Genomic DNA, 14,612 nt, shown 5'->3' with positions numbered 1-14,612 from the left:
CTAGCCCGCTCCATCCGGAAAATCGCTGGCAACCAGGTCGACCAGGGCCGCGACGGCGGCCTCGGCGTCGCTGCCGGATGCCTTGATCTCGATCGTGCTGCCGTGCGCGGCGCGCATCGCCATGATCTTGGCCACGCTCTTGGCATTGATCCACTCGGGTGCACCCGCGACCCGCACCGAGATCTGCGCCTGGAATTTCTTGGCGAGCTTGGTCAGCTTGACTGCCGGGCGCGCGTGCATGCCCACCGCATGCACCAGCCGCACATTGCCGGTGAAGATCTGTCCGTCCGCTTTATCAAGCATACTCATCATCCATCATCGCTTCGCCGACATCTCAATCGGCAGAGAGTTCCTCGGCCACGGCCTTGACCTGGGCCAGCGAGCTGCCGCCCGCCGCCTCGGTCGCCGCCATCACGGCGCCTTCGACGATCGGTGCGTTGCAGACGACAACGAGATCGCGCCGCGCAGGCTCCAGCATCTCCACCGCCATTTCGCTGTTGGTCTCGGCGCCGCCGAGATCGACCAGCACCGCGACACCCTTCGGAGACCAGGCGTCATTGATAGCGTCGATGATCAGCGGCACGCTGGTGCCCAATCCGCCGTCGGGATTGCCGCCGCAGAACGCCACCTTGACCTCACTGCCGACCATCTGCCGCACCATGTCGGCGGTTCCCTTGGCGATGTCGCTGGAGTGCGAGACGATCACGATTCCCACGGTGTCGGTCATGCCCGTGCCTCCAGGCCCGCGCACACCGCCTGCACCAGCACGCAGCTCGACCGTGCGCCGGGATCGACATGCCCGACGCTGCGCGCGCCGAGGAACGAGGCGCGTCCCTTGGTGGCCTGCATCGGCGCCGTCCGTTCGACCGCCTCGGTCGCGGTGGTGCGCACTCGCGCGATCAGATCCGGCTGGCCGGCCGCCGTCTTCAACGTCTCGAGCACGGGAACCAGCACATCCAGCATCGTCTTCTCGCCGACCTGCGAGCGGCCACGCGCGCTCACTGCGTTCACGGCGCTGCCGAACACATCGGCGAGATCCTCGGGCAGGTGCTTGTCGTGCGACAGCGCCTCGCCGGCGGCAAGAAAGAAGCTGCCATAGAGCGGCCCGGAGGCGCCGCCGACGGTCATCACCAGGGTCTTGCCGATCATCTTCAGCGCTTCGTCGAGCGGCTGCGCCGAGATCGCATCGAGCTTGCCGAGCACGGCTTCGCAACCACGCTTCATGTTTGTCCCGTGGTCGCCGTCGCCGATCGCCTGATCCAGGCTCGTCAGCTCTGGCGCACTGGCGATGACCTGCTCTGCGGCCGCCTTGACCAACGACTTGAATGTCTCTGATGGCACCGACATCTCCTCGATCCTCTCGCCCCTCTAATGACCCGCCACGGCAATGCGCTGCCCCGCGCGGTCGAAACACAACGGATGCACCAGATGCAAGTCGACCTCCTGGCCGGCCTGCAGCGGCTGATGCGGATCCGCCAGCGTCACCAGCGTTTCGCCCTTATAGTCCAGATGAACATGATTCTGCTCGCCGAGGTGCTCGACCCGATGCACCCGGCCGACCATCTGCCCGCCATTGCGCGCGGCGAGCTGAAGATGCTCGGTGCGAATGCCGACCGTCTCGGTTCCGGCCGGCACCGCGACATCGGAGAGCAGGCGAGCCGGCAGGAAGTTGATCTGAGGCGTACCGAGCCGCGAGGCGACGTAGCTGCTGGACGGGCTCTCGTAGATCTCCCGGGGCGTGCCGAGCTGAAGCAACTGGCCGTCCCTGATCACGCCGATCCGCGAGGCCATCGTCATCGCCTCGACCTGATCGTGGGTGACGTAGAGGATGGTCGCGCCGAGCTCGATCTGGATCCGCTTGAGTTCGAGGCGAAGCTCAGCACGGAGTTTTGCGTCTAGCGAGGACAGCGGCTCGTCCATCAGATAGATCGAGGGATCGCGGACCAGGGCCCGGCCGATCGCCACGCGCTGCATCTCGCCACCGGAGAGGCGGGTGGCGCGGTTGTTCAGCTTGCTTGCGATATGCAGCAGCTCCGCGGTCTGTTCGACGCGCTTGCGGATGATCGGCTCCGCGACCCGCCGCGCGGGAGAGCGCAGCGGAAACGCCAGATTGTCGTAGACCGTGAGATGCGGATACAGCGAATATTGCTGGAACACGAAGGCGATGTCCCGCGAGCCGGGCGGATCATGCGTCACGTCGCGGCCGTCGATCATGACGGAGCCCGTATCAGGGCTCTCCAGTCCGGTGATCAGCCGCAGCGTCGTGGTCTTGCCGGCGCCGCTCGGTCCGAGCAGGACCAGGAATTCGCCGTCGTTCACCGTCAGCGAAAGATCCCGGACGGCTTCGATCGCGCCGAAGCGCTTATTGACGTTGCGCAGGGTGACGTCAGCCATGGCGCACACCCTCCGCGCTCGCGGTCCGGATCGCACGGCCGCTGCCGATGTCGAACAGCGCCAGCCGCTCGGCATTGAATTCGAGACCGATGGCCTCGCCGATCTGCACCGATGCACTTGAAGGCAGCCGCGCCGCGACCCGGCCATATGCCGTGTCGACGGTGACGATCTGGGTGGTGCCGAGATATTCCGCGCCGAACACCTCGCCGCGAACGGCGCCCGCGTCGGCGAAGCGGATATGCTCCGGACGGACGCCGAGCGCCAGCGGCGCGCTGGCGCGGTCCTCGCGAATTTCTGGCACCGCAAGCCTGGTGTCGTGGAAGCTGACCGCGCGATCGCCGGATCGCAAGCCGCCCTCGAAGCGCAGGAAGTTCATCGGCGGCGAGCCGATGAAATCGGCGACGAACATGCTCGCGGGCCGGTCGTAGACCTCCTGCGGCGTACCGATCTGCTCGACACAGCCCTTGTTCATGACGGCGATCTGGTCGGCCATCGACATCGCCTCGAGCTGGTCGTGGGTGACATAGACTGTGGTCGCCTTGATGCGATCGTGCAGGTCGCGCAGCTCGCCGCACATTAGATGACGAAACTCGGCGTCGAGCGCACCCAGCGGCTCGTCCATCAGGAACGCCTTCGGACGCCGCACCATGGCACGCCCGAGCGCGACGCGCTGCCGGTCGCCGCCCGAGAGCTTCGAGGTCTTGCTCGACAGCAGATGCTCGATCCGCAACATCCGTGCGGTCTCCTGCACCCGCTCGCGGATCTCGCGGCGGCCCATGCCCTGGCACTTCAGAGGGAAGCCGATGTTCTCTCCGACATTCATGTGCGGATAGAGCGCAAACAGCTGAAACACGAAGGCGATATCGCGTGCGGCCGCACGGTGGAACGTGACGTCCTCGCCATCGAGCAGGATCTTGCCTTCGGTCGGCAGCTCGAGGCCGGCAATCATGCGCAAGGTGGTGGTCTTGCCGCAGCCGGAGGGCCCGAGCATCGCGAAGAACGTGCCATCGTCGATCGTGAAGGTCGAGCCTTCCACCGCGGTGAACTGATCGAACGACTTGCGGAGGTTTTCGATGCGGATCTGTGCCATGGCGCTATTCCGGAAAGTGGCTGACGATGACGAAGCCGACGGTGCCGGCCAGGATCGTCACGAACGAGTAGCTGTAGAGATCGATCGACCAGGGCTGCACCAGCATGACGATGCCGCCTCCGATCAGGGTCATCGCGACCGTTTCCCACGGCCCGCGACGGAACCAGCGACCTACGCCACCCCGAGTTGCGCTATTCTTGGCAACCGCAGACCCGTTCATTTGCGCACCGCTCCGAAGGTGATGCCGCGCAGCAGATGCTTGCGCAACAGCACGGTGAACATGACGATCGGCACGACGAACAGCGTGGTCGCGGCGGCAACCGCCGGCCAATCCTGTCCGCCCTCGCCGATGATGAAGGGGATGAAAGGCGGCATGGTTTGCGCCTCGCCGCTGGTGAGCAGCACCGCGAAGGCGTACTCGTTCCAGGAGAAGATCAGGCAGAAGATCGCGGTCGCCGCAATTCCCGTGACGGCCTGCGGCAGCACCACCTTGCGCAGCGCCTGCAGCCGGGTATAGCCGTCGACCAGCGCCGCCTCCTCATACTCGCGCGGGATCTCGTCGATGAAACCCTTGAGCAGCCAGACCGCGAGCGAGACGTTCACCGCGGTGTAGAGCAGGATCATGCCGAGCCGCGTGTCGGTCAGATTGAGTTGCCGGTACATCAGATAGATCGGGATCGCCACCGCGACCGGCGGCATCATGCGCGTGGAGAGGATGAAGAACAGCAGATCGTCCGCCAGCGGAATGCGGAAGCGCGAGAACGCGTAGGCCGCGAGCGTGCCGAGGAAAACCGCGAGGAAGGTCGAGCCGAAGCCGATGATCAGCGAGTTGACGAAGCGCGGCACGACCTTGGACGGTCCGGCGATCACCATGTCCCGCTTGCGTACCAGTTTGTCGTACCAGGTCTCCGGCGGCGGCAGCTTGGCGATGAAATCCGGCGTCTGGCGCGTCCGCACCGTGAACAGGTTCACATAGCCTTCGAGGGTCGGCTCGAAGATCACCTTGGGCGGATAGGCGATGGCGTCGCTCTGCGACTTGAACGCGGTGGCGACGATCCACAGCAGCGGCAGGATCGTGATCACGGCATACAGGATGACGAAGCCGCCGGCGAACGCCTTGGTGCGCGGCGAGGCCTCGACGATGGAATGCGCGGTGGATTTGGTGGCGGCAGCGGTCATCGTTGCTTCACCTTATTGAGCGTCTTGACGTAGATGTTGGCTGCGCCGAACACGGTCACGAACAGGATGATGGCGAGCGCCGAGGAATAGCCGGTGCGCCACTTCTCGAACGCTGCGCGCTTCAGCGAGATCGACACCAGCTCGGTGGTCGAGCCCGGCCCGCCCGAGGTCAGGAGGTTGACCATGTCGAACATCTTGAAGTTCTCGATCGCGCGGAACAGCACCGCGAGCATCAGGAACGGCACCGTCATTGGCAGCGTGATCGACCAGAACTGCCGCCATGCCGAGGCGCGATCGACTTCCGCGGCCTCATAGATGTAGTCGGGGATCGAGCGCAGCCCGGCGAGGCAGATCAGCATCACGTAGGGCGCCCACATCCAGGTATCGACCAGCACGATGGTCCACGGTGCCAGCGACACCTGCCCGGTCATGCTGAACGAGCTCGGCGGCACGCCAGTGAACAGGCTGATCAGGTAATTGAACGGCCCGATCTGCGGCTGCAGCAGCAGCGTCCAGAAATTGCCGACCACCGCCGGCGACAGCATCATCGGCAGCAGGATGATCGTGGTCCAGAAGCTGTGGCCGCGAAACTGACGGTTGATCAAAAGCGCGAGGCCGAAGCCTATGACCACCTGCAACGCCACCGACGAGATCACGAACTGCGCCGTGGTCTGCAGCCGGAACCAGACGTCCTCGTCGGTGAGGATGTCCCTGAAATTGTCGAGGCCAACGAACCGCAGCGGCAGATAGGACATGCTGAGGTTGAGGTTGGTGAAGGACAGCCGGATCATCCAGATCAGCGGAAAGATGTTGATCGCGAGCAGCAGCGCAATCGTCGGCGCGACGAACAGCCAGGCAATAGCCCGGTCCGACAGGCCGCGGACGCGCCGGGCGGCGCGGGATTTTACAGGCTTGCTCACGCCTGGGATAGTAGCATGATCGGGTTGGAGGATCGTCGTCATCGTGTCCATCAGCTGGCCTGGGCCGGTTCGGATTCCCCGAGGCGGCCCTCGGGGAATCCTGTTCAGGTGAAGTGCAGGCGGGTGCTATTGCGAGGCGACTTCCTTGCCTTGCTCCTTGAACACCTTGGTCCAGTCCTTGACCAGGAGATCGAGCGCCTGCTGTGACGTGCCCTTGTCGGCGACGACGTAGTCATGCACCCGCTTCTGCATGTCGAGCAGCAGCTGCGCGTAGGACGGCTCGGCCCAGAAGTCCTTCACGATACCCATCGACTCCAGGAATTGCGGCGCGAACGCCGCGCTCTTCGGGAAGTCGGGCGCATCGACCACCGCCTTGAGCGCCGAGTAGCCGCCGATCTGCCACCACTTCTGCTGCACGGCGGGCTGCGCGAACCATTTGATGTAGGCGAGCGCGTCGTCCTTGTGGTCGGAGGTTGCCACCACCGAGATGCCCTGTCCGCCGAGCTGCGTGAAGTGCCCCTTGGGACCTGCCGGGTTGACGAAGAAGCCGATCTTGTCGCCGCCGACATTCGGGTCCTTGTAGAGACCGGGGAAGAAGGCGAACCAGTTCATCTGCATTGCGACCTGGCCCGACTTGAAGGCATCGAGTCCTTCCTGCATGTAGGCGTTGGTCATGCCCGGCGCCGTGCAGCATTTGTAGAGCTCCTTGTAGAACTCGAGCCCCTTGGCCGCGTCGGCGGAATTGACGATGCCCTGCATCTGATACGCCTTCTTCGGATTGTCGTAGGCGAAGCCGTAATTGTAGAGCACGTTGGTCACGCCCATCGTGATGCCTTCCGAGCCGCGCTCGGTGAAGATGTAGGCGCCATAGACCTTCTTGCCGTCGATCTCGCGGCCCTGGAAGAACTCGGCGATCTGCTTCAGCTCGTCATAGGTCTTCGGCGGCGCCAGATCGCGGCCGTACTTGGCCTTGAACGCGGATTGAATCTCGGGCCGCGAGAACCAGTCCTTGCGGTAGGTCCAGCCCACCGCATCGGCCATGGCCGGCAGCGCCCAGTAGTTCGGCGTGTTCTTCGGCCACTGCGAGTAGCCGACGACGGTCGCCGGGACGAAATCGTCCATCGAGATCTTCTCTTTGTCGAAGAAGTCGTTGAGCTTGACGTACCACTTGTTCTCGGCGGCGCCGCCAATCCATTGGCTGTCGCCGATGATCAGGTCGCAGAGCTTGCCGTGCGAGTTGAGCTCGTTGAGGAAGCGATCGGCGTAGCTCGTCCAGGGGACGAACTCGTACTTCATCTCGATGCCGGATTGCTTGGTGAAGTCCTTGCCCAGTTCAACCAGCGCGTTGGCCGGGTCCCATGCCGCCCAGCACAGCGTGAGCTGCTTGCCTTGGGCTGCGGCTTGCCCGCCGCCGAGACCGCCAAGTGCTGCGGCCGCAACGACCGCGGACGCCACCGTACTGCGTAACCATCCCAATCTTCGCATATCCATTTCCTCCCTATCGTTGAAGCACCTAACTCGCCCGGCGCATCCCTGCCGGATTGACGCCGAGACTTCGAAAACCGAGTTGATGAGCGATGATGGAGAGCGAGACTGAACGCGTCCGGGCATCGGGGTCCGGATCGCGGGGCTCCTCCCACGCATCAGCTCGATGCGGGATGTTTATCGTTTTTGTAATACTAAACGTATTACTAAATTCAGGAACCCGTCAAGCGGGTTTCTCACGAACCTCAGGAGAAGCCGTCCGCGCTGTCCAGCGCGAGATTATCGCTGCAGTGCACCAACGCCGATAGTGGAAAGCACCCAGCGCTCGGCTCTGCCCGATGTTTAGTGGATCATTTTACTGAACGTTCAGCGCAATGGCGAACGCTCTGCCTGCGTCGCCTTGCGCCATCTGAAACGAGCGTTGGCCAACGCCCCGCCCGTTTCGCATCACCTCGTCAAAGCAAGGCGAACGCGATCGAGCAGAGCCAATCGCGAAGCGTGATCGACAAACGTGTACTGCATCGCGTGGCACCGCCACGCGTGGGCTGCAAGGGCGAAGCGCATCCGGCGAAGCGAAAGCGCGCGAGAGCGACGGCGGAACGGACCAGCGCTTCGCGAACTGCCTCACTGGTTCAGGATCGGCGGAATATCCTTGGCCGCCTTCGGTCCCGGCAGCGTGCTGAGATAGGCGTGGATGTCGGCGGCATCCTTGTCAGACAGCACGTCGGCGGAGAATGACGGCATGTCGTTCGGCGCCTCGCGCAGGAAGGCGATGAAGGACTCCACCGGCAGCGCGATCTGCGCCAGCGCAGGCGTCAGGTAGTTGAAACGGCCGCCCTGCCCGGCGCGGCCGTGGCATTCGAAGCAGCCGTCGGCAAGATAAAGCCGCTTGCCATTGACGGCATCGCCTGCCGGCGCGTCCTCGGCGCGCGATGCAACGACGTCGCCAGTAGCGAAAGCCCCCGCGATCGCGGCGACGGCGGCGAGACGCTTCACAGATCCATTCATCATCGCCATCTCCACTTCACCGCTGATCCATCACGACGTCGAGCAGCGCCGGCTGGCCGCTCTTGACCATGGCGATGGCGCGCTTCAGCGCCGGCGCCAGCGCATTCGGATCGCTGATCGGTCCCTCGCCATAGACGCCGACCCCCTTGGCGACGGTCGCATAGTCGACGAAGGGATCCTTGATCGTGGTGCCGATATCGGCGTTGGTGATGCCGCGGCCGTGGCGGGCGGCCATCGCTTGCAGATACATGTATTCCTGATGGTAGGCGCGGTTGTTGTGCACGATGTAGAGCATCGGGATCTGATGGTGCGCGGCCGTCCAGAGCGTCGACGGCACGAACATGAAGTCGCCGTCGCCGCCGATCGCAACCGTCAATCGTCCGTGCCGCTTGTTGGCGAGCGCAGCCCCGAGCGAAGCCGGCAAAGTGTACCCGACACCGCCGCCGCCGGAACCGCCGTTCCATTGATAGGGCTTGGTGAAATTCCACAAGCGATGCGGCCATGACAGGCCGATCGAGGTGCCGACCAGCGACCAGTCCTCATCTTTGATCTGGCTGTAGAGCTCGGCGCACAGCCGCGCCGTGGTGATCGGGCTCGCGTCCCAGCCGATCGTTGCGTCAAGCTTCGCCTGCTCGACGGTGGCGAGCTTGGTGGCCGCGAGCTTCTTGCCGCGCGCGTCGAACGCCGTCTTGCGTCCCTCGTCGATCCGGCGTTTGACCTGCTCGGTCAGGGCCGGCAAGCTCGCTTCTGCATCACCTGATATGTCGAGATCGACCTCCTGATAGCGGCCGAGGTCCTGGTAGTTGGCCTTCATGTACAGGCCGCGGGTGCCGAGCGTGACGATCTTGGCCGACTTCTTGTAGCGCGGCTCAGAGGTACGCACGATGCGATCGTGGAAATCGCTGAGCGAGCCCCAGATGTCGTTGACCTCCAGCGCCAGGATCAGATCGGCCTGCGACAGGATGGAGCGGCGGAACGACTGGTTCAGCGGGTGGCGCGAAGGAAAATTCATCCGCCCGAAATTATCGATCACGGCGCATTGCAGGGTTTCCGCAAGCTCCACCAGGCGCGGCATGCCGGCGGGCGTGCGCGCCATGCGGTCGCACAGGATCACCGGATTGTCCGCCGCGACCAGCATTTTGGCGAGCTCGGCCAGCGCCGCATCGTCGCCCTGCGGCGCCAGCGCCGGGGTGAATTTCGGGATGCGTAGGCGGTCGCGATTCTCGATCGGGTTTTCCTGCAGCTCCTGGTCGAGCGACAGCATCACCGGCGCCATCGGCGGCGTGGTTGATATCTTGTAGGCGCGCAACGCCGATTCCGCGAAATGCTGCAGCGAGGCCGGCTGGTCGTCCCACTTGACGAAGTCGCGGGTCAGCGCCGCGGGGTCGATTGCCGAATGCGGCCATTCGGCGCCCGGTGCGCGCTTGTCGGCTTCCATGATGTTGCCGCCCATCACGATGACGGGGACGCGGTCGCACCACGCGTTGTACATCGCCATCGATGCATGCTGCAGGCCGACCACGCCGTGGCAGATCATGGCGAGCGGCTTGCCCTCGATCTTGGCGTAGCCCTGGCCCATATGCACCGCGATCTCTTCATGCGGACAGGTGATGATCTCGGGCTTCTTGTTGCCGCCATGATTGATGATGGCCTCATGCAGTCCGCGGAAGCTCGAGGCGCAGTTCATCGCGAGGTAATCGATGTCGAGCGTCTTGAGCACGTCGACCATGAAGTCGCCGCCGCTCGAGGTCTGATTGACCGGATCGGCCGGCGGCGGCAGCGCGTCCGCAGCCGCGAGCCTCGGGCCGGGGAGCGCCGCCTTGAGCGCTTCCTTGGGACGCTGTTCGGCAATGCCTGACATTGCGGTATTGGCGGCGGCGGGGGCAGCCAGCGCCGCCGCACCGGCGACGGTTGCACCCTTCAGGAAATTTCGGCGGCCGGGGTCGAGCGCGCCTGCGCGGCGCTTTTCGCTGCGTTTCGACATGGTGTCCTCTCCGGGAACTTAGACCAGATGCCTACGAGCTCGTTGCTTGTTGGCATCAATGTCGTCCCGAAGCTCGGCAGCCGTCAACACACAGACGCGTAAGCGTGCAGCTTTTGGCTGAGGTGCTCCGCGAAATTGGCATGGGAAGATGAAGACGCGCTTCGGCCTAAAGCGCGATGAGATTGAGTTGAATCGTCATCGCGCTTTAGCTTGTCGTTTGAGCATGATCTTTTCGGAAAACCGCTTCGCACTTTTCCGGATCATGCTCTAGCGCGCCAGCGCTGCGATCAACTCGACTTCGATCGATGCGTTGCGCGGAAGCTGCGCGACGCCAACGCTCGTCCTGGTGTGCAGTCCCCGTTCCGGACCGAACAGCTCCATGATCAGCTCCGACGCGCCGTCAGCGACTGCCGTCTGACCGCTAAAATCCGCGGCGCTGTGCACGAACACGGTGAGCTTCAGGATCTGCGTGACATTGTCGAGCGACCCCATATGCGCCTTGATCGCGGCCAATCCGCGGATCAGCGCCAGCCGTGCACCCCGCTTGGCTTCCTCCAGTGTGACATCGCGGCCAACCTGGCCGACGACATGCACCTTGTCGCCGTCGCGCGGAAGCTGACCGCTGACATAGATCGTGTCGCCATGGATCACGACCGGCGCATAGGCGCCGCCGGCCGCCGCCGACATCGGCAGCTCGATGTTGAGTTCGTTCAGCCGCTGCTCAAGATTCACGATTGCATGCCAGCGAACTGGCCCTCCTGTCCGGACGGCGGCTTCTGAGCGAAGCGGAGCTCCGTCTGCCGCCGGGCGCTTCTGTTAACCCGGTTCCGCGCGACGCGGTACCTACGAACATGCTCTCGGAGCAATTCTGCCCGTATCAGCGCTTCGTGAGGCTCTTCAGATACGCGCAGAACATGCCGGCCATGTCTGTGCCGCCAGACGGGATTTGGCTGCCATATTTTGGCCATAGCCCGTTTCTTAAAGGCCCGTGCGGGCCATGTCCCCGCCTCTGTTTTGCGTCGCCTGACCGATGCGGTCGCTTCGCAACCAAATCGCAGATCATCGCTGCGCCCCTCTCACAATCAGGATGGTCTGCCAACAACAAGAGGACTTTGTAATGCGTAAAACTCTCGCGGCTGTCGCCGTGCTTTTGGCCTTCGCTTCATCTGCTGCTGAAGCTCGCGGCCGTCATCACCATCATCGACACCATGCCCATTCCGGTCGCCCCGCTGCGTGGTGCGGGTGGTTCATGCGCACCCAAGTCGGCAGCGACCCGGGCCCGCAATACAATCTCGCGCGCTCCTGGGCGCGATACGGCAGCAATGCAGGCGGCCCTTCGGTCGGCGCGATCGTCGTCTGGCGTCACCACGTCGGCAAGATCGTGGGCCACGAGAACGGCCAGTGGATCGTCCAGAGCGGTAACGATGGACATGCCGTGCGCACGCGGCCGCGCTCATTGGCAGGCGCCATCGCGTTCCGAAACGCTTACGCTTCGTTTTAGGGAACCTCGACGCGATATACGAACCGTTCATCATCGCGATTTACGCTGAGGCGGGGTTTCGCCCTGAAGCCCTCAGACGGGCGCCGTCACCTGCGTTGACCTGGTGGCGGCGCCTTTTTTCAGGAATGCATTGGCTTGCCTCAGAAACCGAAGAAAGTCGCAGCTGCTTCCACGGCCGTTTCCTGCTGGTCGGCCGCTTATGTCAGCATCTGCAATGCCGTGACGGTTTTCGCTGTGACCGGCGGCGTTCTCGGATTCCTGCTGGCTGCCAAGCGTTACTTATGAGCATCCCGGTTCAGCGCTTTCCGAGACTCTTCAGATACGCGCAGAACATATCGGCCATAGCATCGGCGTAGCTCTCGATTTCGGCCTGGCTTCGCGGGCTTTCTGAAAAATCCTTGCCCACTGTGCTCATCGTGGTCGTGATCAGATCGCCGGCCGTCGCGCGGACCGCGTCGGATGCCTTCGGCAATGCCTCGCGCATGAAGACCTCGACGATGCGCTCGCCCGATGCGCGCGCCTCGCGGGCTTCGGGCGCATCACGATAAAGCGGCGCGGCATCGTTCAGCGCGACGCGCACCGCCGCTTCCTCGCATTCGGAGCGGATGAAGGCGTGCAGCAGCGAACGCAACCGCTGCAATGGCGGCCGCGTGCGATCGGCGAGAATGCTGCGCAGCAGGCTGGAGTTCTGTCGCCACTCATCGCTCTGCAGCCGGAACAGGATCGACGCCTTGTTCGGAAAATACTGGTACAGCGAGCCGACGCTGACACCGGCCCGCTCGGCCACCCGTGCTGTGGTGAAACGCTGCGCGCCCTCCTTCGTCAAAACCTGAACAGCAGCATCGAGGATCGCCGCGACGAGCTCGGCCGAGCGGGCCTGTTGCGGCTGCTTTCGCGAGGAAATTGAAGAGCTTCGTCGTCCGGTCATGAACGCCCTGGGGAATGCGATTAGCGAATGCGACTAATTATTCGTATTTCTGCCGGGGCGCAAGGATGCGCCGCTTTTGACCGGAGACCGACATGACCATCCTCATTTCACCTGAGCTCGCGGGCCTGCTCGACCGCCTGTTCGCGCAAGCCTCCGCCGCGAGGGAAGAAACCCGGCGCGCGGTGGCCGACCTTTCCGACGAGGAGCAGGCGGGCCTGATGCGCAGCAGGACCGACTACCGCACGCTCTACAGCCGCTTCAACAACGTGCCGCTCGCGGTCTCGCGCGAGACCGGTGCGCTGCTCTACATGCTGGCGCGCGGCGCACGGGCGCGGAACATCGTCGAGTTCGGTACCTCGTTCGGCATCTCGACGCTGCACCTCGCCGCCGCACTGCGCGACAATGGCGGCGGCCGGCTGATCACATCCGAATTCGAGCCGTCCAAGGTGGCGCGCGCCCGGGACAATCTCGCCGCCGGCGGCCTCGACGACCTGGTCGAGATCCGCGAGGGCGATGCGCTCAAGACATTGCGCGCCGATCTGCCCGATACGATCGACCTCGTGCTGCTCGACGGCGCCAAGGCGCTCTACCCCGACATCCTCGATCTCGTGGAGGGCCGCCTGAAGCCGGGCGCCTTCGTCGTCGCCGACAATGCCGACCACAGCCCCGACTATCTGGCACGGGTGCGCTCGCCGGCGAGCGGCTATTTGTCGGTGCCGTTCGGCGAAGACGTCGAGCTGTCGATGCGGCTGGGCTGACGCCGAATGCAAGAAGCGCGCGGTTAAGCCGTCTTGATCTTGTCGATGATGGCGGACAACCGTGCGCGCTTTGCGGCGTCGTCAACATGCGCCACGGTGTCTTCGAGATCTCCCAGCACGGCATTCACCTTCCAACTGGCAGGGCCCTCGGCAATGACGGCGTCTGCAAGTTCATCTGCCTTGTCGGGCTCGCCGAGATCGAAGGCCGCGGCGAGCAGCGTCGGGCGCAGCCATTCGTCGGCGATCTGCATCCGCCTCGCCCGCTCGCACGCGGCGATCACCAGCCGCAGTGCCGATTGCGCGCGCTCCTCATCGCCTGCGCTTCCCCGCGTGCGATAGAGTCGAGGTAGATTGCTGGAGCAATAGTAGGCGTTAAGGTCGAGCTCCATACCCTGCTGATAGCAGTCGATCGCTTTCTCTAGCTCCTGCTTGCGTTCGGGAGAGCCGGCTGGTGCGGCTCTGGCGAGGCGTTTGTGGCGGCCACCCATCAAACCGAGCCGCTCCGGCGTCGGTCCCGCGAAATCAATCAATGTCTGGATCTCGGCAATGGCCTGGATGTCGTCGCCGGCCTGGGCCGCGGCAAATGCGCGATTCTCCTGCACTTCAGGCTCGTTGGAGAAGCGGTCGGGAAGCTTGCCGATGAAATCCAGCACGATGTTCCAGTCGGCGGCATCATTGACGCAGTCGCGCAGCATCAGCAACAAAGCGAGCGCCTTTGCATAAGTGGCGGGCGAATTTCCCTCGGTCGCGATCAGCGCTTGGGCCCGTGCCATGCGCTGATCCGTGGGCGCCGCGCGCACCGCGCGTATCTTGGTCTGAAACGCGGCTTGCTCGGCGAGCTGGCTCCGCATCGTCATCGCCTTGCGCGGATCAACCTTGTCCGGATAGCCCGGAATCGACTGGTGCATCGGCGAAATCCCGTCAGCAAGCGCCTTGATGGGCTCCTTAATCGCGGCCTGCATGGCGGCGGCGGTCGCTTCGGTGATCTCGCCTTCGGGCAGCGGATAACGGACGGTTCGCATTTGCACCACATCGAACAATTGCTTGGACCAGTCGGCCGCAAGCAGCACGCATCCTGTCTTCTGTGACGCGTGGCGGATACCGACCTCATAATAGACATTGCCGTTCGGAATTGTCATGTCGGCCAGGACGAGATCGGCGAAGTAGATCCGTTCCAGCATTTCACTGACGATCAATGCGCTGGTGTCCTGGTCGGCACGCACCGGCTGATAACCGAGTGCCTTGATGGCGGGTACGTAGGCGCGATCCCACAGCGCGTTGAAATCGATCTCGGCCGGACCAAACTTGGGGTCGGCCTGGGTCGGTTTGCGACCGTAAGGCATGATCATGAAACACGACGGCATT

Annotated in this window: 16 protein-coding genes; 2 read left to right on the top strand and 14 right to left on the bottom strand. The window is 63.8% G+C overall.

From position 1 onward, the window contains the following. From AAFG13_RS31420 to AAFG13_RS31365, 12 genes are all read right to left on the bottom strand, one after another. Entirely contained in the window at window positions 1-312 is a 312-nt protein-coding gene (locus AAFG13_RS31420; protein WP_171947833.1) for an HPr family phosphocarrier protein, read from the bottom strand. Window positions 313-334: 22 nt separating this feature from the next. Then, the gene (gene dhaM, locus AAFG13_RS31415) at window positions 335-727 is read right to left on the bottom strand and encodes a dihydroxyacetone kinase phosphoryl donor subunit DhaM (protein ID WP_092118687.1); all 393 of its coding nucleotides are present in this window, start codon (window positions 725-727) and stop codon (window positions 335-337) included. Continuing rightward, window positions 724-1,347: a dihydroxyacetone kinase subunit DhaL gene (dhaL, locus tag AAFG13_RS31410; protein WP_092118690.1), complete on the bottom strand. Its 624-nt coding sequence runs from the start codon at window positions 1,345-1,347 to the stop codon at window positions 724-726. Before dhaL ends, dhaM begins: the two co-directional genes overlap by 4 nt. Window positions 1,348-1,368: 21 nt before the next feature. Continuing rightward, entirely contained in the window at window positions 1,369-2,394 is a 1,026-nt protein-coding gene (locus tag AAFG13_RS31405; protein ID WP_212314076.1) for an ABC transporter ATP-binding protein, read from the bottom strand. Then, window positions 2,387-3,484 (bottom strand): ABC transporter ATP-binding protein, encoded by a 1,098-nt coding sequence (locus tag AAFG13_RS31400; RefSeq protein WP_342709203.1) that lies wholly within the window; start codon window positions 3,482-3,484, stop codon window positions 2,387-2,389. Before AAFG13_RS31400 ends, AAFG13_RS31405 begins: the two co-directional genes overlap by 8 nt. 4 nt (window positions 3,485-3,488) lie before the next feature. Then, window positions 3,489-3,704 (bottom strand): hypothetical protein, encoded by a 216-nt coding sequence (locus AAFG13_RS31395; RefSeq protein WP_212314080.1) that lies wholly within the window; start codon window positions 3,702-3,704, stop codon window positions 3,489-3,491. Then, on the bottom strand, window positions 3,701-4,663 hold the full coding sequence (locus AAFG13_RS31390) for a carbohydrate ABC transporter permease (RefSeq protein WP_342709202.1): 963 nt from the start codon (window positions 4,661-4,663) through the stop codon (window positions 3,701-3,703). The genes AAFG13_RS31395 and AAFG13_RS31390 overlap by 4 nt, the downstream gene beginning before the upstream one ends. Further along, on the bottom strand, window positions 4,660-5,634 hold the full coding sequence (locus AAFG13_RS31385; protein WP_342709201.1) for a sugar ABC transporter permease: 975 nt from the start codon (window positions 5,632-5,634) through the stop codon (window positions 4,660-4,662). Before AAFG13_RS31385 ends, AAFG13_RS31390 begins: the two co-directional genes overlap by 4 nt. A 75-nt stretch (window positions 5,635-5,709) precedes the next feature. Beyond that, window positions 5,710-7,068: an extracellular solute-binding protein gene (locus tag AAFG13_RS31380; protein WP_092118707.1), complete on the bottom strand. Its 1,359-nt coding sequence runs from the start codon at window positions 7,066-7,068 to the stop codon at window positions 5,710-5,712. A 624-nt stretch (window positions 7,069-7,692) separates the two neighbouring features. Continuing rightward, entirely contained in the window at window positions 7,693-8,079 is a 387-nt protein-coding gene (locus tag AAFG13_RS31375) for a cytochrome c (protein WP_342709200.1), read from the bottom strand. Window positions 8,080-8,092: 13 nt separating this feature from the next. Next, complete coding sequence (locus AAFG13_RS31370) at window positions 8,093-10,060, bottom strand: thiamine pyrophosphate-dependent enzyme (RefSeq protein WP_342709199.1); 1,968 nt, start codon at window positions 10,058-10,060, stop codon at window positions 8,093-8,095. A gap of 267 nt (window positions 10,061-10,327) precedes the next feature. Continuing rightward, window positions 10,328-10,792, bottom strand: coding sequence for a RidA family protein (locus AAFG13_RS31365; RefSeq protein ID WP_212314091.1), 465 nt, complete (start codon window positions 10,790-10,792; stop codon window positions 10,328-10,330). Window positions 10,793-11,309: 517 nt separating this feature from the next. Here AAFG13_RS31365 and AAFG13_RS31360 point away from each other — a divergent pair. Next, window positions 11,310-11,561 carry a hypothetical protein gene (locus AAFG13_RS31360; protein WP_097673702.1) on the top strand — a complete coding sequence of 84 codons (252 nt, stop codon included), beginning with the start codon at window positions 11,310-11,312 and terminating at the stop codon, window positions 11,559-11,561. 295 nt (window positions 11,562-11,856) lie between these two features. Here AAFG13_RS31360 and AAFG13_RS31355 read toward each other — a convergent pair whose 3' ends face one another. Then, window positions 11,857-12,489 (bottom strand): TetR family transcriptional regulator, encoded by a 633-nt coding sequence (locus AAFG13_RS31355; protein WP_342709198.1) that lies wholly within the window; start codon window positions 12,487-12,489, stop codon window positions 11,857-11,859. 92 nt (window positions 12,490-12,581) lie between these two features. Between AAFG13_RS31355 and AAFG13_RS31350 the strand changes: the two genes are divergently transcribed. Then, a complete protein-coding gene (locus AAFG13_RS31350; protein WP_342709197.1) occupies window positions 12,582-13,247 on the top strand; it encodes an O-methyltransferase in 666 nt (221 codons plus the stop codon). A gap of 23 nt (window positions 13,248-13,270) precedes the next feature. On the opposite strand, the gene AAFG13_RS31345 is transcribed toward AAFG13_RS31350, so the two are convergent. Then, complete coding sequence (locus AAFG13_RS31345) at window positions 13,271-14,596, bottom strand: TRAFs-binding domain-containing protein (protein ID WP_342709196.1); 1,326 nt, start codon at window positions 14,594-14,596, stop codon at window positions 13,271-13,273. Window positions 14,597-14,612: the final 16 nt, after the last annotated feature.

Source organism: Bradyrhizobium sp. B124, assembly GCF_038967635.1.
Classification (GTDB): Bacteria; Pseudomonadota; Alphaproteobacteria; order Rhizobiales; family Xanthobacteraceae; genus Bradyrhizobium.
This window is presented reverse-complemented; position numbering and strand designations above follow the sequence as displayed.